At 62.5% G+C, this 18,819-nt stretch carries 16 protein-coding genes, 1 tRNA gene and 1 riboswitch; of the genes, 10 read left to right on the top strand and 7 right to left on the bottom strand.

What is annotated here, in order from left to right; genetic code table 11:
- Positions 1 to 16 precede the first annotated feature (16 nt).
- A riboswitch (cobalamin riboswitch) is annotated at positions 17 to 198 on the top strand.
- A gap of 100 nt (positions 199 to 298) precedes the next feature.
- From ACOOFN_RS05310 to ACOOFN_RS05295, 4 genes are read left to right on the top strand one after another with little or no spacing between them, the layout of a single operon-like run.
- Positions 299 to 2,179, top strand: coding sequence for a TonB-dependent receptor plug domain-containing protein (locus ACOOFN_RS05310; protein WP_420434411.1), 1,881 nt, complete (start codon positions 299 to 301; stop codon positions 2,177 to 2,179).
- The gene (locus ACOOFN_RS05305) at positions 2,118 to 2,963 is read left to right on the top strand and encodes an ABC transporter substrate-binding protein (RefSeq protein WP_420434409.1); all 846 of its coding nucleotides are present in this window, start codon (positions 2,118 to 2,120) and stop codon (positions 2,961 to 2,963) included. Before ACOOFN_RS05310 ends, ACOOFN_RS05305 begins: the two co-directional genes overlap by 62 nt.
- Entirely contained in the window at positions 2,960 to 3,931 is a 972-nt protein-coding gene (locus ACOOFN_RS05300) for a FecCD family ABC transporter permease (protein WP_420434407.1), read from the top strand. Before ACOOFN_RS05305 ends, ACOOFN_RS05300 begins: the two co-directional genes overlap by 4 nt.
- On the top strand, positions 3,928 to 4,689 hold the full coding sequence (locus tag ACOOFN_RS05295) for an ABC transporter ATP-binding protein (protein WP_420434405.1): 762 nt from the start codon (positions 3,928 to 3,930) through the stop codon (positions 4,687 to 4,689). Before ACOOFN_RS05300 ends, ACOOFN_RS05295 begins: the two co-directional genes overlap by 4 nt.
- On the opposite strand, the gene ACOOFN_RS05290 is transcribed toward ACOOFN_RS05295, so the two are convergent.
- The gene (locus tag ACOOFN_RS05290; RefSeq protein WP_420434403.1) at positions 4,686 to 5,762 is read right to left on the bottom strand and encodes an Mrp/NBP35 family ATP-binding protein; all 1,077 of its coding nucleotides are present in this window, start codon (positions 5,760 to 5,762) and stop codon (positions 4,686 to 4,688) included. The genes ACOOFN_RS05295 and ACOOFN_RS05290 overlap by 4 nt on opposite strands.
- A 103-nt stretch (positions 5,763 to 5,865) precedes the next feature.
- A tRNA-Val gene (locus ACOOFN_RS05285) sits at positions 5,866 to 5,940 on the bottom strand.
- A gap of 279 nt (positions 5,941 to 6,219) precedes the next feature.
- On the opposite strand from ACOOFN_RS05285, the gene ACOOFN_RS05280 reads away from it, so the two are divergent.
- Positions 6,220 to 9,303 carry a TonB-dependent receptor domain-containing protein gene (locus ACOOFN_RS05280; RefSeq protein ID WP_420434402.1) on the top strand — a complete coding sequence of 1,028 codons (3,084 nt, stop codon included), beginning with the start codon at positions 6,220 to 6,222 and terminating at the stop codon, positions 9,301 to 9,303.
- Positions 9,304 to 9,472: 169 nt separating this feature from the next.
- Complete coding sequence (locus ACOOFN_RS05275; protein ID WP_420434400.1) at positions 9,473 to 11,473, top strand: alpha/beta hydrolase family protein; 2,001 nt, start codon at positions 9,473 to 9,475, stop codon at positions 11,471 to 11,473.
- Between the two features lie 73 nt (positions 11,474 to 11,546).
- Here the strand turns inward: ACOOFN_RS05275 and cpdR are convergent, their stop codons facing one another.
- Entirely contained in the window at positions 11,547 to 11,912 is a 366-nt protein-coding gene (cpdR, locus tag ACOOFN_RS05270; RefSeq protein WP_420434398.1) for a cell cycle two-component system response regulator CpdR, read from the bottom strand.
- A 113-nt stretch (positions 11,913 to 12,025) separates the two neighbouring features.
- Here cpdR and ACOOFN_RS05265 point away from each other — a divergent pair, with 113 nt between their 5' ends.
- The 3 genes from ACOOFN_RS05265 (at position 12,026) to hisN (ending at position 14,262) form a co-directional block, all read left to right on the top strand.
- The gene (locus ACOOFN_RS05265; RefSeq protein WP_420434396.1) at positions 12,026 to 12,922 is read left to right on the top strand and encodes an N-formylglutamate amidohydrolase; all 897 of its coding nucleotides are present in this window, start codon (positions 12,026 to 12,028) and stop codon (positions 12,920 to 12,922) included.
- Positions 12,923 to 13,039: 117 nt separating this feature from the next.
- Positions 13,040 to 13,429 (top strand): helix-turn-helix domain-containing protein, encoded by a 390-nt coding sequence (locus tag ACOOFN_RS05260; protein ID WP_420434394.1) that lies wholly within the window; start codon positions 13,040 to 13,042, stop codon positions 13,427 to 13,429.
- Positions 13,430 to 13,473: 44 nt separating this feature from the next.
- The gene (gene hisN / locus ACOOFN_RS05255) at positions 13,474 to 14,262 is read left to right on the top strand and encodes a histidinol-phosphatase (RefSeq protein WP_420434392.1); all 789 of its coding nucleotides are present in this window, start codon (positions 13,474 to 13,476) and stop codon (positions 14,260 to 14,262) included.
- Here the strand turns inward: hisN and ACOOFN_RS05250 are convergent.
- A complete protein-coding gene (locus ACOOFN_RS05250; RefSeq protein ID WP_420434390.1) occupies positions 14,259 to 15,197 on the bottom strand; it encodes a class I SAM-dependent methyltransferase in 939 nt (312 codons plus the stop codon). The two genes, hisN and ACOOFN_RS05250, sit on opposite strands and share 4 nt — an antisense overlap.
- A 227-nt stretch (positions 15,198 to 15,424) precedes the next feature.
- On the opposite strand from ACOOFN_RS05250, the gene ACOOFN_RS05245 reads away from it, so the two are divergent.
- On the top strand, positions 15,425 to 15,901 hold the full coding sequence (locus ACOOFN_RS05245) for an Hsp20 family protein (RefSeq protein ID WP_420434388.1): 477 nt from the start codon (positions 15,425 to 15,427) through the stop codon (positions 15,899 to 15,901).
- Between the two features lie 56 nt (positions 15,902 to 15,957).
- On the opposite strand, the gene ACOOFN_RS05240 is transcribed toward ACOOFN_RS05245, so the two are convergent.
- From ACOOFN_RS05240 to gpmA, 3 genes are all read right to left on the bottom strand, one after another.
- Positions 15,958 to 17,259 (bottom strand): pentapeptide repeat-containing protein, encoded by a 1,302-nt coding sequence (locus ACOOFN_RS05240; protein ID WP_420434386.1) that lies wholly within the window; start codon positions 17,257 to 17,259, stop codon positions 15,958 to 15,960.
- A 67-nt stretch (positions 17,260 to 17,326) separates the two neighbouring features.
- Complete coding sequence (gene ribD, locus ACOOFN_RS05235) at positions 17,327 to 17,962, bottom strand: bifunctional diaminohydroxyphosphoribosylaminopyrimidine deaminase/5-amino-6-(5-phosphoribosylamino)uracil reductase RibD (RefSeq protein ID WP_420434384.1); 636 nt, start codon at positions 17,960 to 17,962, stop codon at positions 17,327 to 17,329.
- Positions 17,959 to 18,684, bottom strand: coding sequence for a 2,3-diphosphoglycerate-dependent phosphoglycerate mutase (gene gpmA / locus ACOOFN_RS05230; protein WP_420434382.1), 726 nt, complete (start codon positions 18,682 to 18,684; stop codon positions 17,959 to 17,961). Before gpmA ends, ribD begins: the two co-directional genes overlap by 4 nt.
- Between the last annotated feature and the right edge of the window lie 135 nt (positions 18,685 to 18,819).

The raw sequence follows: 18,819 nt of genomic DNA, 5'->3' as shown, positions 1-18,819 counted from the left end.
TCCGTCGCTCTCGCGATAGACAAGTCTCCGTACAGGTTCCCGCGAGGGATCAATAGGGAAGGGAGTGTAAGTCTCCCGCTGTGCCCGCAGCCGTGACCGGAAAGCGGCCTCGCAACATGCCACTGGGGAAACCCGGGAAGGCGCGAGGTACGTGATGACCCGGGAGCCGGAAGACCTGCCTGTGCTGTCGCTCGTCACCTGTGCGGGGTCACGCAGAGCTGGCACGGAAACCTCCGTTTGAAGCGACTCCTTGAAACCCGGCAGGGCGCGGAGCCTTGCCGTGACCGGAGTTGTGACCATGACCGGAAACGGTGTTCTGGGGCGAAGTTGCGCCCTGTTTCTTGTATTGAGCTCTGCAGCTTTCGCTCAGGATGGCGAGGACGCGGCGGATACGATCATCGTCATTGGCGGGCGCATACCCGTTTCCGCGCAGGATGTGACTTCGGCCGTCAGCGTTATCGAGCGCGCCGATATCGAGCTTCGCGGTGGCTTGTCGCTCGCCGACACGCTGCGGGCGGTGCCTGGCGTCGCGGTCTCGCGGTCGGGCGGCGCTGGCGCCTTGACCGATCTTCGCCTGCGTGGCTCTGAAGCCAATCATACGCTGGTGCTGATCGACGGGATCGAGGCATCGGTACCGCTGACCGGCGGCTATGACTTTGCGCATCTGCCGGGCTTCGGCGTCGCCAGCGTGGAAATCCTGCGCGGCGAACAATCCGCGCTCTGGGGCGCCGATGCCATCGGCGGCGTAATCAATATCCGCACGGTGGATCCGGACGCACCCGCCTCCGGACTTGCACAGTTCGAATTGGGGTCATTTGGAACCCGTTTCGCCGCGGCTCGCGCGTCCGGCGAGGACGGCCGTCTGTCGGGTGGCCTGGCCGCATCGAGTCTGGAAAGCGACGGAATCGATGTGTCGGGGGCTGGCAGTGAAAACGACGGCTATTCACGCTTTTTCGCGTCGACAGCCGGTCGCTTTGCGCTGGGAGAAGACGAGTCGATTCAATGGGCTGCCCGCTTTGCCGATTTTGAAAGCGAATTTGATTCCGATTCTGATTTCAACGGCTTGCTGGACAACACCAATGACTCTGCTGCGGGACGCCAGGCCGCGATCGGCGCCCGGCTGACGCTGGCACGCGGTGGGTTGCGGCACGATCTCGCGGCCAGTCTGACAACCGACCGGCTGGCGTCCTTTTCCGACGCAGCCTTTGTGCGCGAGACCGAGGCGGAACGGTTGCAGGCATTCTATCAGTTCACCCGCGACTGGCAGGCGGGCGGCACGACGCACCGGCTGACCGGCCTGGCCGAGGCGTCGCGTGAAACCTTCGCCAGTTTCGCCGGCGCGGGCGCCGCGTCAAACCAGTCACAGGAGATCGAGACCGCCTCTGCTGCTCTCGACTATCAGTTCAGGCGGGGCGCGCTGCGCCTGTCGGCATCGGCCCGTCACGACTGGAATGAGCGTTTCCAGGATGCTGCGACCTGGCGCATCGGCGGGGCCTGGGTCTTCGACTCCATCGGTGGCCGCTTGCGCGCCAGTTTCGGGGAGGGCGTGAAGACTCCCGGCGTCTACGAGCTGTTCGGCTTTTTCCCGGGCTTCTTCGTCGGCAATCCGGATCTCCAGCCGGAACGCTCGCTTGGCTGGGAAGTCGGCTGGGACCAGGGTTTCGGCGATATTGCGCGCTTCTCCCTGAGCTGGTTCGAGGCCGAACTGACCGACGAGATTTTCACCGATTTCGCAGTGTTTCCCTTCACCGCACGCAATCGCACCGGTGAGTCCCGTCGCGCAGGGCTCGAGCTCGGTGGCGCGATCAGCCTGCCCGCGTCGCTTGCCCTTTCCGGAACGGCGACCCTGCTCGACGCCGAGGAGAACGGCGTGCCGGAATTACGGCGACCGGAAACGACCGGAAGTCTTGCACTGGACTGGCAATCCCGGTCTGGCCGCTGGCAGGCGAGCCTCGCGGCAGATTACACCGGGGAACAGCGCGACACCGATTTCGGTACATTTTCCACGGTGACGCTGCCGGCCTATACCTTGCTGTCCGCACGCGCGGCCTGGCAGGTTCGCGAGACCGTCCAGCTCTATGTCCGCGGAACCAATCTCACTGACGAGGAGGCCATCGATGTCTTTGGCTACGCATCTGAAGGCCGCGGCCTTTTTCTGGGGTTGCGCCTCGGCGGCTAGCGCGGACGGCCCGGAGCGTATCGTGTCGGCAGATCTGTGCGCCGATGCCTATGTTTTCGCGCTCGCCGATCGCGATCAGGTGGCTGCCGTCTCCTGGCAGGCGGGCCAGACCGTGTCCGACGCGCCCGGCTGGGCGCTCGATCTGCCACGCGCGCATGCCGATGCAGAACGGCTTGTCGCACTGCAGCCTGACCTGGTCGTATTCGGCCCGGCGGGCGCCGGAACCGCCGCCCGCTTTCTCGACGCGGCGGGTATTGCCCATGTGTCACTCGACTGGGGCGAGGGCTGGGAAACGGTCGAAACCAATCTGTTGCGGCTCGGCGCTGCGCTCGATCGCGAACACAGCGCCGCCACGGCCATTTCCGCCCTGCAGGACCGCCGCGCAGCCCTGCGCCGCCGCGCCGGTGATCGCGCGATGGCGGTCTCGGTTTTCTATTTGAGTGTGACCGGCGGCGCAGCCGGCAGCGATACGCTGGTCGATACGGCCATCCGCACGGCTGGCGGTCTTAATGCGGCCGCTGAAGCCGGCGCCGAGGGATGGCTTCGTGCGGACGCTGAATGGGCGCTTCGCGTGGACCCGGATCTTGTCGTGACCAGCTTCTTCACTGACGGCTATCGGACCCGCGCCAATGTCGGCCAGCGGCATTCGGCCTTCCGGCGCCTGCTCGCAGGACGCGCGCGGATCGATGTGCCCGCATCGGCCTGGTCCTGCGCGGGGCCGCAATTGATCGACGCGGCCGAACTGATCGCTGACGCGCTCGATCTTCTGGAGCCGCGCACATGATGAATCGCCGCCTGATCCCGATCCTGCTGGCGCTCTGCGCTCTGGCCGCCCTGGCCGGCCTGTTCGCCGACGGCTTCCCGATCGGACCGCTGCTTGCGGGAGACGAGACTGCCCGGCTGATCCTCGTCGAATTGCGGCTTCCGCGCATCGCGCTGGGCTTCATCGTCGGCGCGTCGCTCGCCCTGTCCGGAGCCGCACTGCAGGGTTATTTTAGAAACCCGCTGGCCGACCCAGGCATTATCGGCCTGTCGGCCAGTGCGGGGTTTGGCGCAGTCGCGGCGCTCTATTTTGGCCTTGCCACCGTGTCGGCGCTGATATTGCCGGCGCTTTCCATCCTCGGCACGGCGGTTGGCGCCTCGCTGATGCTGCTGATCGCCGGACGCAGAGCCACGGCGACGACGTTGATCCTGTCTGGCGTTGCCATCGGCGCGCTGGCCAATGCGCTGGTCGCTCTGGCGATGAATTTCTCGCCCAATCCCTGGGCGTTGTCCGAGATCGCCTATTGGCTGATGGGCTCCTTGCGCAACAGCAGCTGGACCGAAGTGGCCATTGCGCTACCGCTGGCCCTTACAGGTAGCGTGCTGATCCTGACGACGGCCCGCGATCTCGATGGTCTTTCGCTCGGCGAGGAAACCGCGCGCGCCATCGGCATCGATATCCGCTCGGTCCAGATCCGGCTCGTCGCCGGCACTGCCTTGGCGGTCGGCGGCAGTGTCGCGGTCGCCGGTGCGATCGGCTTTGTCGGCCTGGTCGTGCCGCACCTGCTGCGCCGCTTCGTCAACCATCAGCCAGCTGACCTGCTCATGCCGTCCGCGCTCGGCGGCGGCGCGCTGCTCATGCTTGCGGACGCGGCGACCCGGCAGGTATCGGGCGAGGGCGTACCGCTCTATCTCGGCGTGATGACCGCTCTTCTGGGCGTGCCATTCTTCTTCCAGCTCATCCGCAGCGCAGGGCGGCAGGCGCCATGAGCGCGCATTTCGAAGCCGAGGATCTGGTCTGCGCCTATGGCCAGTATCCGGTTCTCCAACTGGCCCGCCTGGCCGTTCAGGCCGGGAAGGTCACCGCCATTGTCGGTCCCAACGGTGCCGGCAAGTCGACGCTGATCAGGGCGCTGGCGGGCCAGTTGTTGCCGGCCTCCGGCACCGTTCGCCTTCAGGGCGTCGACCTGGCCCGGTTCACCGACCGGGAACGGGCCCGCCGGATCGCATATCTGCCAGCCGATTCGCGCCTCGCCTGGCCGTTGATTGCGCGCCGGGTCGTCGAACTCGGGCGCTTCCCTTATCTCAAACCGTTGACACAGCCTGGTGCTGCGGACCGGGACGCGGTCGAAGCGGCCCTCGCAGAGACGGACACAGCGCACCTCGCCGAACGCGTTTTCAGTGAACTCTCGTCCGGCGAGAAAGCGCGAATCCTTCTGGCGCGCGCGATTGCCACGCAAGCCGATGCCCTGTTGCTCGATGAGCCGGGCGCGGCGCTTGATCCGCGTCACCAGCTGGCCGTCATGGAAATTCTGCGCAAGGAGGCGTCGCGCGGCAGCTGCGTGGTGTTTGCCGGTCACAGTCTTGATCAGGTCTGCCGCTATGCCGACCGCGTGATCGTGATCCGCGACGGACTTGTGGTGGCCGATGGCACGCCGGCAGAGGCGCTGACGGGAGACGTTCTTCAAACGGTGTTCGGACTGACCGCGCCGGACGGCATCGCCGTACAGACCTGGGAAACCGGCTAGTCGGTCAGGACGATTTCCGGCGCCGGCTTCCGGGCTTCCCCGGCAGATTCGAGCATCGCCTCCGCCGCCCGCGCAAAAGCGTCAGCGACGGCCCCCTCATCGAAGGCTAGAGGGCGGCCGCTGTCGGATCTTTCGCGCAACTCGATGGTCAGCGGGATCTCGCCGAGAAAGGGAACGCCCATCGCCTCGGCTTCGGCCCGGGTGCCGCCATGCCCGAATATCTCGCTGGGTTCACCGCAATGCGGGCACAGGAAGACGCTCATATTCTCGATCAGGCCGAGGATCGGCGTGTGCGTTTTCTCGAACATCGCCATCGCCTTGCGCGCATCATCTAGCGCCAGGTCCTGCGGCGTACAGGCAATCACCGCTCCGTCAATCGCAACCGTCTGCGCGATCGCCAGCTGGGCATCGCCCGTGCCCGGCGGCATGTCGATGATCAACACGTCGGGATCGCCCCAATCGGTATCGTTGAGAAATTGCTGGATTGCGCCCTGGATCATCGGTCCACGCCAGACGACAGGCTGATCCGGCTTGGTCAGGAAGCCCATCGACACGATTTTCACGCCATGCGCATCGGCCGGTTCGATACCGGTATCCGTTTTCCGCAATCCCTTGGTATCGAGCAGTCCGAACAGGCGCGGGATCGATGGCCCGTAAATGTCCGCGTCGAGCACCGCGACGCGCCGGCCGGATTTGCCCAGTGCCGCGGCCAGATTGGCGGCGACCGTCGATTTGCCGACCCCGCCCTTGCCGGCGGCAACTGCAATGACCTGCTTGGCGGGCTTTTTGGCTGCCGGCGCCGCCTGGCGCGGCCTTGCCGGGGCTGCAGGTTCACCCTGGGACCGCTGCAATGTCGAGATAATGCGGACGCGTTCGACATCGGGCAGCGCCATGGCTGCTGACTCGATGGATTGCTTCAGCGCCTCCGGGGATTCATCCGCCCCGACCTTGAGCACGATTGTCGCGACACCGTTTCGGATCGCGACCCCGTCCAGGCGACCCGCAGCGTGCAGGCCCTTGCCGCTGGCAGGATCGGGAATCCTGTCCAGTTTCTCGATCAGTTCATCGGACAAAGCGCGCTCCTGCCAATTACTGGCGCTCAACATAATCGCGCCCGGCGCGCTGCCAATACGGCCACCGACAATAATTCCGAAAGCATTGAATAGTGTAAGGAAATGGTGGGCGCGGCTGGGATTGAACCAGCGACCCCTACGATGTCAACGTAGTGCTCTCCCGCTGAGCTACGCGCCCGTCCATCAAAGGGAGGTCGGCTCATAGCGCCGGTGTTCGCGCGACGCAAGCCAAAGCTTCACCGGAACCGCAAATGACAACGGCCTGAACGCCGTATGACTTTTATGCAACATGCGGGATGGAAATGCGGCGATTATGGGGCGCGAGCTTTACCTGCCATTAGTGCAACGCGATAGTGCGATCAGGAAAGTAGCCACTTTCCGGCTGTGCGCGTTTGCGTTGGTGTAGTCTGAAACACCGCCGCGAACTCAATTAAAGAAGTCATGAAGGGGTATGACAGTGAGCAGTTTCTGGGATCGCGAGCGTCTTTTGCGCTCTACTATTCTGGCAGGTTTCGCTGCGGCGGGCCTGACCGTAACGCCGGCGTTCGCTCAGGACGCTGTTGATGAAACACAAGAGGCTGAAGAAGAGGATGAAGGTGATACCGTTCTGGTCACCGGTTCCCGTATTCAGCGTTCCGAATTCTCGTCCATTTCGCCAGTACAGATCATTTCCGGTGAACAGGCCCGCGAAGTCGGTCTGGTGAATGCCGCGGAAGTGCTGCAGTCGCAGTCTCAGTCGACGGGCTTCCAGATCGACGAGACGCTTGTCGGTTTCGTGCTCGACAACGGCCCGGGTTCGTCCCAGGTCAACCTGCGGGGGCTCGACGCCAGCCGGACATTGGTTCTCGTTAACGGTCGCCGCATGTCGCCGGCCGGTATCGGCGGCGCGCCGTCGAGTCCTGACCTGACCGTTATTCCGGGCATCATCGTGGAGCGCTTCGACCTGCTGCTCGACGGTGCATCCTCGATCTACGGCTCGGACGCTGTCGCCGGTGTGGCAAACGTCATTCTTCGGACGGATTTCGAAGGCGTTGAATTCGAGTACCGCCGCGAAACGCCGTTCGACATGGCGGGAACGCAGACGACATATGCCGGCGCTTGGGGCGTGACGTCTGACCGCGGTTATGCCGGGTTCGGGTTTGAGTACAATCATCGCGAAGCAACCCCGGTCGGCGATATTTCCTTCTGTGAGACATTCGCCCGCATTGACGCCAACGGCCAGATCTACACCCAGGACCAGGACGTGCTTCCGGGCATGGGCGCGGACTTCACCGAATGTCGCCTGTCCCTGATCAACCGTATGTCCATCGCCGGCTTCGGGTCGGTCTATTGGACGCCGGGTCAGACTAATATTGGCATCCCGGGCTGGTCGGAAAGCTCGCTGAGCGGCAATGTCGTCGACGGCAATGGCGATGGCCTGGCCGACTTCGACTTCTACGACCCGTTCTATAACTTCAACGCGTCGGATCGCGCTCGCCAGTCGGATTTCCTTCCGGGGCAGGAGCGATGGAGCCTGTTCTCTTATGGTGAACACGACATCGATTGGGGTTCCAACACCAGCGTGTTCTACGAGCTGCTGGTCGCCAACCGTCAGTCGACGATCCGCACGGATCCGTTCTTCGTGGCTACCGACGTGCCGGCCTCCAACCCGTTCAACCCATGTAACAATGTGTCGAACCCGAATGGTGTGAACTGCTTCTCCTTGTTCGGCATTCCGGACTTCCTGGCTCCGGTCTTCTCAACCAACTTCCCGATCGTCCGGGTCAATGGCCACCTCGACCGCACCGACACGGAGCTGCAGCAGACCCGTTTCGTCACCGGTTTCCGGGGCGACCTGCCGCTGTTCAACAACTGGACCTATGAACTGTTCGGTTCGTATGCGCGTTCGCAGGGCTTCCAGCGTATTTACGGCGTAAACGAAGACCGCCTGCAGACGTCGCTGTACAACACGACCTACGATCCGGTCTCGGGTACCTACTCCTGTACGGACCCGCAGCCGGCTGTGCTCGATTGTGTTCCGGTCAACCTGTTTGCGGCCAACCTGTACCAGGAAGGCGGCGGTTACTTCACGCCGGCCGAAGCTGATTACCTGCTGACGAATGCAACCAACCGCACCATCGTCGAGCAGACAATGATCGGTGGTATCGTCTCTGGCAATCTGGGCCAGCTCAGCAACGGTTCGGAGATCCCGCTCATCCTCGGCTTCGAATGGCGTGAAGATGCCCTCGATTCGCAGGCTGACGATGTCCGCGCAAACGGCAATCTGCACCGTCGGAACACGGACCGTGGGGCCATCGGCCGCCGCCATCTGTGGGAAGCCTTCTTCGAGACCGAGCTTTCGCCGATCCGCGGTCGCCGCTTTGTTGAAGAACTGACCTTCAACCTGTCCGGCCGCTACACCGACGAAAACAACTACGGTTCGGACTTCACCTACTCGGTGAAGGGTGTCTATCGTCCGAACGACTGGATGAGCTTCCGCGGTTCGTACGGCACATCCTATCGTGCGCCGAATGCCCGCGAGCAGTTCCTCGCCGGTGCCTCGGGCTTCAATACGATCAGTGACCCCTGTGTGGTTCCGGTCAATGCCCGCCAGTCGGACGGCAACCCGAACACGCCGGATACCTATGACGCGGGTGGCGACGGTCGTAGCTCGATCGTGATTGCCAACTGTCAGGCAGCAGGTGTGAACCCGTTTGCCCTCGGTCTCGACCCGGACCGTCAACCGTCTTACGGTATCGAGATCATCACTGGTGGTACCACGGCTCTTAACGCCGAGACCTCGACATCCCAGACCTTTGGCACGGTGCTCGAGCAACCTTGGTTTGACGCGTTCGATCTCCGCTTCGCGATGACGTATTACGACATCGTGGTGTCGGACTCGATCGCCGAGCCGGGACAGGGCTTCATCATCAATGACTGCTATGCGGATCAGCCGAACTTCACGTCCGGCTTCTGTAACCGCATTACGCGTGACAGTGATGGCTTCATCGATCTGGTTGACTCGTCCTTTATCAACATCGGTACGATCACGTCCAAGGGTGTCGACTTCAACCTGGTGTTCCAGGACGACATCTCCTTCCTGGGTGACTGGGGCCTGACCGTTGAATTGCGGGCCACTCGCGCCAACGAGCAGATTTTCAACGTGCTCGGCACGGTGGATGACAATGCTGGCGAAACCGATGTGCCGCACTGGGCCGGTAATGCCCGCGTGTCGCTGGACCGCAATGACTGGCGTTTCAATTGGTTCACCCGCTACATCGGCGGTGGCGAAGAGAACGAGCCGGCAGCGACTGCGGACTTCACATGTCCGGGCACGACCTGTCAGCCGATCTGGTACACTGACGACTACTATGTCCATACGGCTTCCGTTTCCTGGACGCCTAACGACTGGACCATCAATGTCGGTATCGAGAACCTGTTTGACGAAGAGCCCCCGCTCGTCGATGCAAACGGTGTCTTCTCGACACTTAACCGTCCGCTCGCGGTCGGCCACGACCAGATCGGACGCCGCTGGTTCATCGGCATCCGCAAGGAATTCTAGTTCGAACCAACTGATCTAGGGGAAACGGCGGCTTCGCAAGAAGCCGCCGTTTTTCTTCGCGTACATAGTTTGTCAGGGCTGCCAAAGTCCCGACATTGGTCTTTGACCTGACGAGAAAACCAAACATACTTACGATAGACAACGACCGGTTAGAACCAAGGGGCCAGACATGATCAGACTTGGAGCCGCGGGCGCGCTGATGCTCGGACTTTCAACTACGGCTGATGCGCGCCAAGGCGAAGTAGTCCCACTCGAGTATTTCGCAACCTATTCAGCGGTGGCAAATGTCGCTCTGTCACCGGATGGTGAGCATATCGCATTGCGACGGCTCACCGCGCGCGACGGACACTACATTATTGAGATTCACGACACGGACCATCTGGGGGAAGACCCCGTCCGCCTTGACGGGGGACGGATGGAAGTCTTCAGCTTGCGCTGGGTGACACCGGACTATTTGCTCGTCGATTTCCGCCAGCAGGTGCGCGACCGGATCGAGGGCGTGAATCAGGGTGTTTACGGCTACCGACGCGCCATCGTCCATGAAAGCGGCGAAGGCGGTTTCCGGCGCGTATCCGACGATTTTCAGGTTGTCCGCCGCGTGGCTGAAGATCCCGAGCACATCATCATCCGCACCGCGGACGTCAATTCGGAAGATGATCTCGAGGATCTCCGTAGTCGCTCGATCAACAGCATCAGGAACCCGGATTTCTACCGCTATAATGTCGAAACCGGGCGCCGCCAGCGCATTCTCAGGGCCAGCGAACGGTTTTTTAATTATGAGCTCGACCAGGAAGGCAATCCGCGCTTCGCGTCCTCAATAGACACCGGAAGCGAAACGGTCAGCTATTTCTGGCGGCCGGATCCCGACGATACGGATTGGCGCGAAGTGATGTCCTGGTCACTGACCGAATATGCCCAGTATGGTCAGTCGGGCATCAATGTGGTCGGCTTTGATCCCGATGACAGCTCCCGCGCCTACGTCCTGGCCCATAATGGCGAGAACACTATCGGCGCCCACATCATGGATTTGCGCAGCGGTGAAATCGTTCGCACGATCTATCAGCGTGAAGACGTCGATATCCTCGGCGCAGTCTACGAACCGGACATAGATCGCGAACCGGAACTTGCCGGGTTCTCCTTTTATGCGGATGGCGAGCTCCAGCGTGTCTTTATCAACGAACGTGCCGCGGCCATCCAGAACATGGTCGACGGAGCATTCCCCGACACTCGCAACAGTGTGACCTGCGTCAATGATTGCGCCCAGATGCTGGTATTCTCGCAATCCTCGCAGGAGCCCGGCGTCTATTACTATATCGAGAACGGTCAGCCGGTCGTTCTCGGCCGGACCTATCCGCAATTGCTGGATGCGGCGCTGGGCCGCGAGACGTTTATCAACTATCCCGCGCGTGATGGCCGCAACATTCCGGCCATCCTGACCTTGCCGTCCTTCGGCGAGGCGCCTTACCCGCTTGTTGTCGTGCCGCATGGCGGCCCCTGGGTTTCGGAAACCCGCGCCTATGATGAATGGGTCTCGGTTCTGGCCAATCGCGGCTACATGGTCATGCAACCTCAGTACCGCGGATCACTGGGCTACGGAATCGACCACTGGCTCTCGAGCTGGGGGCAGTGGGGCATCACCATGTCCGACGACAAGGATGACGGGGTCCGCTACCTGATCAATCGGGGCCTGGCCAATCCCGACGAGATCGCCATGTTCGGCTGGTCCTATGGCGGCTATGCGGCGTTTGCCGCGGCCGTGCGGCAGCCGCCGGTTTACAATTGCGTGATCGCCGGTGCCGGTGTCTCGGATCTCGACATCATCCAGCGCGATTTCGGCGGCGGCGCGATCCAGCGCGAGCTGATCGATGAGGGCTATGCCGGCATGTCGCCGAACGAGTTCGCCGAGGATATCCGGGTGCCGATCCTGATCATTCATGGCGAGGTCGACCAGCGCGTTCCGCAATACCAGAGCCAGTTCATGATCCGCGCAATGCAACGCAACAATATCCCGCATCGCTATGTAGAACTGCCGGATGCGGATCACTTCTCCAACACGCTGAACTTCGACAACCAGCTGACGCTCTTCCGTGAACTCACGGGCTGGCTGGCGAATGAATGCAACATGCCGACCGACCAGAATCCGCGTCGGCAAGGCTCGGGCCGGAACTAGGCCGGAAATCGTTCTAAACAATAAGGCCCGCTCGAATGAGCGGGCCTTTTTTGTTTAACCGTAAGATTTTCTGTTAAGCGGCCATCACCCGGTCCACCTCGTCCACCAGCTCGCGCAGATGGAACGGCTTGGACAGGACCTTGGCATTGGACGGCGCGTTCGATCCGGGACTCAAGGCCACGGCAGCAAAGCCTGTGATGAACATGATCTTCAGCGCCGGGGTCAGTTCGGCGGCCCGGCGCGCCAGTTCGATACCGTCAATTCCCGGCATCACGATATCGGTCAGCAAGAGATCGAAATTGTCCTGATTGGCCTCGAATACCGACAGGCCTTCATCCCCGTCGGCACAGGCCGTGACGTCGTGACCGGCACGTTTCAGCGCCTTGGCCAGGAAATCACGCATGGATCCATCGTCTTCCGCCAGCAGTATTTTAGCCATTTTGCGGCCTCCACCCTCAAATTCCAGACGGCAAGCTAGAGCATTAAGGTAAAAACCCGCTGAACGCGGTGAAATGCTTGACCGTCGAATACAGCTACCGCCAATGTGTCCGCATGACACTGGCAAACTCCTCCCGCGCGATTCCGGCGATGGATCCTTCCCCGGCGGTGATCGGGCGGATAGACGACCCGGTGATCATACACCGCCCGGAGAGCCGGCGCACGCCGCTCCTGGTGGCCTCGCCGCACAGCGGCCGCACCTATCCACCAGATATCATCGGCCAGTCCAGCCTGCCCTTGTCCGTATTGCGGCGGTCGGAAGACGCCTATGTGGATCTTCTCGTAGGCCAGGCGCCTGACATCGGCATTACCACGATTATCGCCCCTTTTCCGCGGGTATTCATCGATCCGAACCGGTCGACGCAGGAACTCGATGGCGTCCTGTTTGCCGACCTCGAAGAAGCCGATAGTGGTCAGACACCGCACGTACAGGCCGGACTTGGCGTGATACCGCGCATCTGTGCCGACGGAAGACCGATCTACGATCAGGCACTGGAAATCGCGGAGGGGCGGCGGCGGATCGCGACCTATTACCGCCCCTATCATGGTGCGATCGATGTCGAATTGCGGGCCGCCTGCGACGTTTTTGGCTTGGGCATTCTGCTCGACATGCATTCCATGCCATCAGCAGCCGGCGGCGGCATTGATGCCGTTCTGGGCGATCGCCATGGCACGTCCTGCGATCCGGTCATCATGTCACGGATCGAATCTGCCTTTCGTGAAGCCGGGCTGTCCGTTCGCCGTAACCAGCCCTATTCGGGGGGTTACACCACGTCCTTCTACGGCAAGCCCGGCCAGAACCGGCACGCGGTTCAGATCGAATTGAACCGCGGTCTTTATCTGGACGAAACACGAGTGACCCGATCCGGGACATTTGCGGCCCTGCAATCGGTCATCACCGCTGTTCTTTCCGATCTCGCGGCAGTCGAATGGGACGATATACTCCGCTAAATCATTGTAATTACAATATTTCATGCCGCATCACGGGTTCGGCATAGCGTTTGCTCTCCTGTAACGCGAAAGCGTCGACAGGCGCAGGGGTGAATTGCGACAAGCGGAGCCGAAACGATGACGAACGAAATCGATTTTCATATTGGAAAGCGGCTGCGCCGCCGCCGCCGCCTTTTGGGGCTGACTCAGCAGCAATTGGCGGAATCGGTCGGAATCCGCTTCCAGCAGATCCAGAAATACGAATGCGGTGCCAACCGCGTCAGCGCGTCGCGCCTGTTCGAATTGGCGCAATCGCTCGATGTCCCGGCCCAATACTTCTATGACGGTCTGGCGGTCAATGACGAGGCGTCCGAGGATCCCGATGGCATGTCGCCTGATGTGCTGTCGCAAAAGGAGACCATGGATCTGGTGCGGGCCTACTACAAGCTGGGTGAGCGTCCGAGAAAACGCCTGCTCGAGCTGGCCAAGTCTCTCGAACCGTCCGAGCCGGCCAACGACGCCGCTTGAGTCGCGAGGCTGACAGGCCGCTTGCGGCCTGATACGCCAGCGGCATGCAACGCCGCGACCTCCAAACCGAACTCGCTTTCGCGCACCGGCTGGCAGATGCCGCCGGTGCCGTCATTCTTCCTTACTTTCGCCACGCACCGGATGTCGAGAACAAGGCGTCGGCCGAGTTCGATCCGGTGACCGCCGCCGATCGCGCGGCGGAACAGGCCATGCGCGATCTGATCCTTGCGGAAAGACCGCAGGACGGCGTGCTCGGCGAGGAATTCCCGCTGCATGAAAGCCGCAATGGCTGGTCCTGGACGCTGGATCCGATCGATGGCACGCGCGGCTTTATTGCCGGAACCCCGACCTGGTGCGTGCTGATCGCCTTGACTTATGAAAGCCGGCCGGTCCTGGGCGTCATTGACCAGCCGCATACGGGCGAGAGGTTTTCGGGTCATGACGCCCGGGCGCACCTGGAATTGCATGGATCGCAACGCGATCTGGCCGTCTCCGGCACCAGGTCCATTTCCGACGCCATCCTGGCGACCACAGATCCCTACTTGTTTGAAGGCCGCGAAGCGGAGGCGTTCTCCGCGCTTCGGCGCGGCGTTCGGCTCACCCGCTTCGGCATGGATGCCTATGCCTATGCCCTGCTGGCAGCAGGGGGTATCGACCTGGTCGTCGAGAGCGGTCTGGGACCGCACGACATACATGCCCTGGTGCCCGTAGTGCGCGGCGCTGGTGGAATCATCACCGATTGGCAGGGCGGCGATGACTTTGCCACCGGCCGGCTCGTGGCAGCAGCGAGCCGCGAGCTGCATGCCGCGGCTCTGGGCAAGCTGGCGCTCTAGTCCTCGGTTTCCGGCTCGGCGTCCGGCATCGGTTCCGTCTCGCGTTTGCGGAACAGGAGCGTCATGCGATCGCTTTCGCCGATGGCCGCGAAGGGTGCGGTGTCGAACCCGTCCTCATCCCATCCGCGACGCGATGGTGGCAGCGTCCAGACGCCATTGGGATGGTCCGCCGTGTCGAGCGGATTGGCGTTGATCTCGCTGGCGGCAACCAGTTCGAACCCGGCTTCTTCTGCGAGCGCGATGACATAGGCTTCCTGAACATACCCGGACGATGCGAGCGGGTCCTGTTCGCGCGTATCGGGAAGCCGGTGCTCGACCACACCGAGGATTCCGCCGGGACGCAGGACGTCATGGAAATCGGCGAACGCCCGCTCTGTGAAGCCACCTCGCATCCAATTGTGAACATTACGGAAAGTCAGGACCGCGTCCGCCGAGCCTGGTGCGCCTAGGCCGCCATCGGCCGGGCCCCAGCCGCGCAGGTCGATCTCGCCGAACCGCTCATCATCCATGAAGCGGTCCTCGAACGCGGCGCGGCTGCGCCGGCGGTATTCGCTGGCGCTGTCCGCTGCAAAGTGCGCCGCAATATAGGTCCCGCCATTCGCCGCAATCCACGGCGCCAGGATCTCGGCATACCACCCGCTGCCGGGCCAGATTTCAATCACCGTCGAAGACGGGTCGATTTCCAGGAAGGTCAGGGTTTCGGCCGGATTCCGGAATCTGTCGCGTTCTGCATTCTCACCCCGCCAATCACCGGAAACAGCCCATTCCAGCGTCCCGTAATTCGCGGCATCCGCGTCCGGTTCTGATGATGGCTCGGTGTCTGCGACGGTATCGGTGTCCGGCGCTGCGGTGACCGCCGGCTCCGCCATCTCGGAAGACCCGTCGCAACCTGCCACGAGCAGGCCCATAGCTGTCAAAACCCAGAAACGCCGCATGTGATACTCCCGAAATAACTTCCCTTTGAGGGTCAACGCCTAATGGCTCGTCGCCCCTCTTGCAAGCGCAGCGCCGCATTCCCATCTAGTTTCCGCAGGGCGCCAGAACGGGCTCTGTGCGCGGCCCGGCCCGGCCAGATCGGCGGGCCAAGAGCCGCGGTCGAAAGGGGATGGTCTGTAGGTTTGGACCTGAACCTGAACTTGTCGCTTCTATGGAGGATAAGATTATGAGAACCTTGGATTATTCGCCGCTCTACCGGAGCATTGTCGGCTTCGACCGTTTGGCCAACATGATTGACTCGGCCAGCAAGTCGGACCCCTCTGCCGGTTTCCCGCCCTACAACATCGAACAGCTCGGCGAGAATGACTATCGCATCGAGCTGGCGGTCGCCGGATTTGGCGAAGACGACCTCTCGGTCGAGGTGCAGGAAAACGTCCTCACCGTTTCCGGTCGCAAGGACACCAAGTCCGAAGAGGACGGGCCGAACTACCTGTACCGCGGCATTGCGGAGCGCGCCTTCGAGCGCCGCTTCCATCTCGCCGATCACGTCGTGGTCGACAATGCGGAGCTGAAGCACGGCCTGCTCGCAGTCACGCTTCGCCGGGAAATCCCGGAAAGTGCGAAGCCGCTGCGTATCGCGATTGGGCAGTCCGGCGGCAAAAGCCGGAAAGTGATCGAAGGCGGCAAGTCGAAAGCCGCCTGACCGACGGTCGCATCTGACAAGAAGCGCGCGCCTGCCCCTTCAGGCGCGCGTTTTTTTTAAGCTGCGTTGAGATCGACCGCACCGTCCACGTCGGACACATCGCTGCGGAAATCCTCGTCGATGCGCGCGCCGGTGAAGCAGGCGCCCGTGAAATGGGCGCCGTGCACATTCGCCCCGGCCAGGGACGTGTAGGAGAAATCGGCACCTGTCGCCTTGGCTTGCCGCATGTCGGCGTCGGACAGATCGACATACCGCACTTTCGCCGCGGCGAGTGAAGCCGGCAGGACGCGGTCATTCTCCAGAATGAGCGGACCGAGCTTGCAATTGCGCAGGTCGGCATTGTTGAGCCGCGCGCCCGTGAGATCGGCACCGCGCAGGTCCGCTCCGCGAAGGCACGCCATCCGCAGATCGGCCCGCTCCAGCTTTGCGCCTTGCAGCTGCGCGCCTTCCAGATCCAGTCCGTAAAGCGTGGCGCCCCTCGCATGAAAAGCGGTCAGCGTCTTCCCGGCGAGAGATTTGAGCGGCCGCAAATCGGTGTCGTCAAACAGCGACGGCTTGCCTTCGCGCCCGTTGGTAGCGCACCAGCGGATATGATCCGCGATCATGTCTTCGACCGGACGTTCGAGATCCTGCATCGCGCGGCCGGCCGGCGCGTCAGTCAGGGCGCCGGTCCGGTCGCAATTGTCGAGACGGGCCATCTGCAGCTTGGTGTCGACCAGCACGCAGTCGGTAAGGTCGGCATCCGTGAGATCGGCTCCGGACAGGTCCGCGCCCTCAAGATTCGCGCCCGAGAACACAGTGGATCGGAGATTGGCCCGCACCATCCGGGCGCCGAGCAGGATGGCATCCGTGAAATCCGCCCGCTGCGCGGTCGAGCCCGACATTTTCGACCGCGATAGATTGGCACCCTGGAAATTCGCCATCGTCATCTCGCCAGGTCGCGACTTGTGCTTGATGACCGACAGGCCCCGCTCCTTGTCGAGTTGCGCAATTGTGCCCTCGCGCAGATCGGTTTCCGAAAGGTCCGCACCCTGCAGATTGGCACCGCGTAGCGATGCGCCTCGCAGGTCGGCGCGGCGCAGCGAGGCACCCGACAGGATGGCGCGGCGCAGATCGGCACCGTAGAAGCTTGCAGAATTGAGAACACTGCCGGAAAGATCGGCACCGATCAGCGAGGCGCCTGTGAAGTCCGCATCCGACAGATCGCGGTTTGCGAGATCGAGACCGTCGAGGATGCAATAATTGAAAGCGGCGCGTGCGCCACCAGGCCGGCCGCTCCATAGCAGTTCGTGCCGCCGGTAGATCTCGTCGACCTGACGCTGGTCGACAGTCCGGTATCTGACGCTGTGCTCCGCCATGACCTCGGGGCTTTGCTCTAGTTTCGCCGGGAATTATGCGGATTCCGGGTTAACGTGGCGTGTCCAGTCAGGCTCTAATTGCATCGACGATACCGGCCGCCATTGCCTCTTGTGCGGCGTCTGAACCCGGAACCAGCCGCACCCGCGTCCAACCGGCTTCAAAGAGCGCTTTCGTCCAGTCTTCGGTCGTGGTCTCACCCGGTGTCTCGACGGCAATGTCATATCCGCCGGGCTCGGCATCGATGGCAAACAGGGGGCGTTGCTTCAGTACACGCGAGAAGAAGCCGGCATTCAGCGTTTCCGCGGCGTCCTGGCGAAGCCCTTCCGCGACCGCAATCCCGGCGCCTTCCAGTCGTGCAAGACCCTGTCCCGCTGTCCGCGGGTCCGGATCGCGGCATGCAACGAACACGCGGGCGACGCCGGCATCGATCAGCGCATCTGCGCAGGGCGGCGTCTGGCCGAAATGGGCACAGGGCTCAAGGCTGACATAGACACTTGCCCCGCGCGCCGCCGCGCCCGCTTCGTCGAGGGCGATGCGCTCGGCATGCGGGCGACCGCCGGATGCCGTGATGCCCCGTCCGACGACCGAATTCTGCTGCACGATCACACAACCGACGCTCGGATTTGGTGCAGTGGTCCCCAGTCCCGACCGGGCCAGCGCCAGAGCGGTGTCCATCCAGCGCAGATCGGATAGGCGGCTCAAGGAATGTCCGGCAACGGGTTGGCGCGTTCCGTATCCAGATATCGCGCCGTGACCGGCAGCTTGCCGGCCCCGTCCATGCCGATTTCCAGCGGGTTTCCGGTCGGAATCTCGACCTGCACGATCTCTTCCTCTGAAAGGTCGAATAGCAATTTGACGATCGCCCGCAGCGAATTGCCGTGCGCGACGACCAGAACGTCTTCGCCGGCCCGCAGCAGGGGCGCGATTGCTTCATCCCAATAGGGCTGGACCCGTTCGAGCGTGATCTTCAGGGATTCCGTTGCTGGCAATTGCGAGGCGTCGAGTTCGCGATAGCGCGGATCGTGGGTGGGGTGCCGGTCATCCTCGATATCCAGCGCCGGCGGCGGTGTATCGAAGCTGCGGCGCCAGATCTGCACCTGCGCGTCGCCGTGGCGCTCGCGGGTCTCGTCCTTGTTGAGCCCGGTCAGGCCGCCGTAATGGCGCTCATTGAGCCGCCAATGCTTCTCGACGGGTATCCACACCCGGTTCATTTCCTCGAGCGTCAGCCACAAGGTCCGGATCGCGCGTGTCAGCACCGACGTGAAGGCGCGCTTCGGCGCGAAATCTGTTTCCGAGAGCAATTGTCCGGCCTTGCGCGCCTGCGCAACGCCTTTCTCTGTGAGATCGACATCGATCCAACCGGTGAACCGGTTTTGCAGATTCCATTCACTCTGCCCGTGTCGGATCAGTACCAGCTTGGCCATGATTGCTCTCCCGGCGATTAAGCCCAGCGCATAGCGTGACGCGGGCCCAGGGGCAAGAAAGCCGTATGCGTCACTGGCCGGCAATTCCCGGCACCGCGATTCCGAATGTCATGGAGCGCACCCTTTCCGCAGGGC

Source organism: Hyphobacterium sp. (assembly GCF_965217055.1).
In the GTDB taxonomy this organism is placed as follows: domain Bacteria; phylum Pseudomonadota; class Alphaproteobacteria; order Caulobacterales; family Maricaulaceae; genus Hyphobacterium.
The sequence above is the reverse complement of the archived record's forward strand: the minus strand, read 5'-3'. Positions and strand labels throughout refer to the sequence as shown.

Bases quoted from the DNA above. Each gene is read 5' to 3' on its own strand.
- hisN (WP_420434392.1), top strand. From the start codon at position 13,474: ATGCAACGCCGCGACCTCCAAACCGAACTCGCTTTCGCGCACCGGCTG.
- ACOOFN_RS05305 (WP_420434409.1), top strand. From the start codon at position 2,118: ATGTCTTTGGCTACGCATCTGAAGGCCGCGGCCTTTTTCTGGGGTTGC.
- ACOOFN_RS05240 (WP_420434386.1), bottom strand. From the start codon at position 17,259: ATGGCGGAGCACAGCGTCAGATACCGGACTGTCGACCAGCGTCAGGTC.
- ACOOFN_RS05265 (WP_420434396.1), top strand. From the start codon at position 12,026: ATGACACTGGCAAACTCCTCCCGCGCGATTCCGGCGATGGATCCTTCC.
- gpmA (WP_420434382.1), bottom strand. From the start codon at position 18,684: ATGGCCAAGCTGGTACTGATCCGACACGGGCAGAGTGAATGGAATCTG.
- ACOOFN_RS05310 (WP_420434411.1), top strand. From the start codon at position 299: ATGACCGGAAACGGTGTTCTGGGGCGAAGTTGCGCCCTGTTTCTTGTA.
- ACOOFN_RS05260 (WP_420434394.1), top strand. From the start codon at position 13,040: ATGACGAACGAAATCGATTTTCATATTGGAAAGCGGCTGCGCCGCCGC.
- ACOOFN_RS05300 (WP_420434407.1), top strand. From the start codon at position 2,960: ATGATGAATCGCCGCCTGATCCCGATCCTGCTGGCGCTCTGCGCTCTG.
- ACOOFN_RS05275 (WP_420434400.1), top strand. From the start codon at position 9,473: ATGATCAGACTTGGAGCCGCGGGCGCGCTGATGCTCGGACTTTCAACT.
- cpdR (WP_420434398.1), bottom strand. From the start codon at position 11,912: ATGGCTAAAATACTGCTGGCGGAAGACGATGGATCCATGCGTGATTTC.
- ACOOFN_RS05250 (WP_420434390.1), bottom strand. From the start codon at position 15,197: ATGCGGCGTTTCTGGGTTTTGACAGCTATGGGCCTGCTCGTGGCAGGT.
- ACOOFN_RS05295 (WP_420434405.1), top strand. From the start codon at position 3,928: ATGAGCGCGCATTTCGAAGCCGAGGATCTGGTCTGCGCCTATGGCCAG.
- ACOOFN_RS05245 (WP_420434388.1), top strand. From the start codon at position 15,425: ATGAGAACCTTGGATTATTCGCCGCTCTACCGGAGCATTGTCGGCTTC.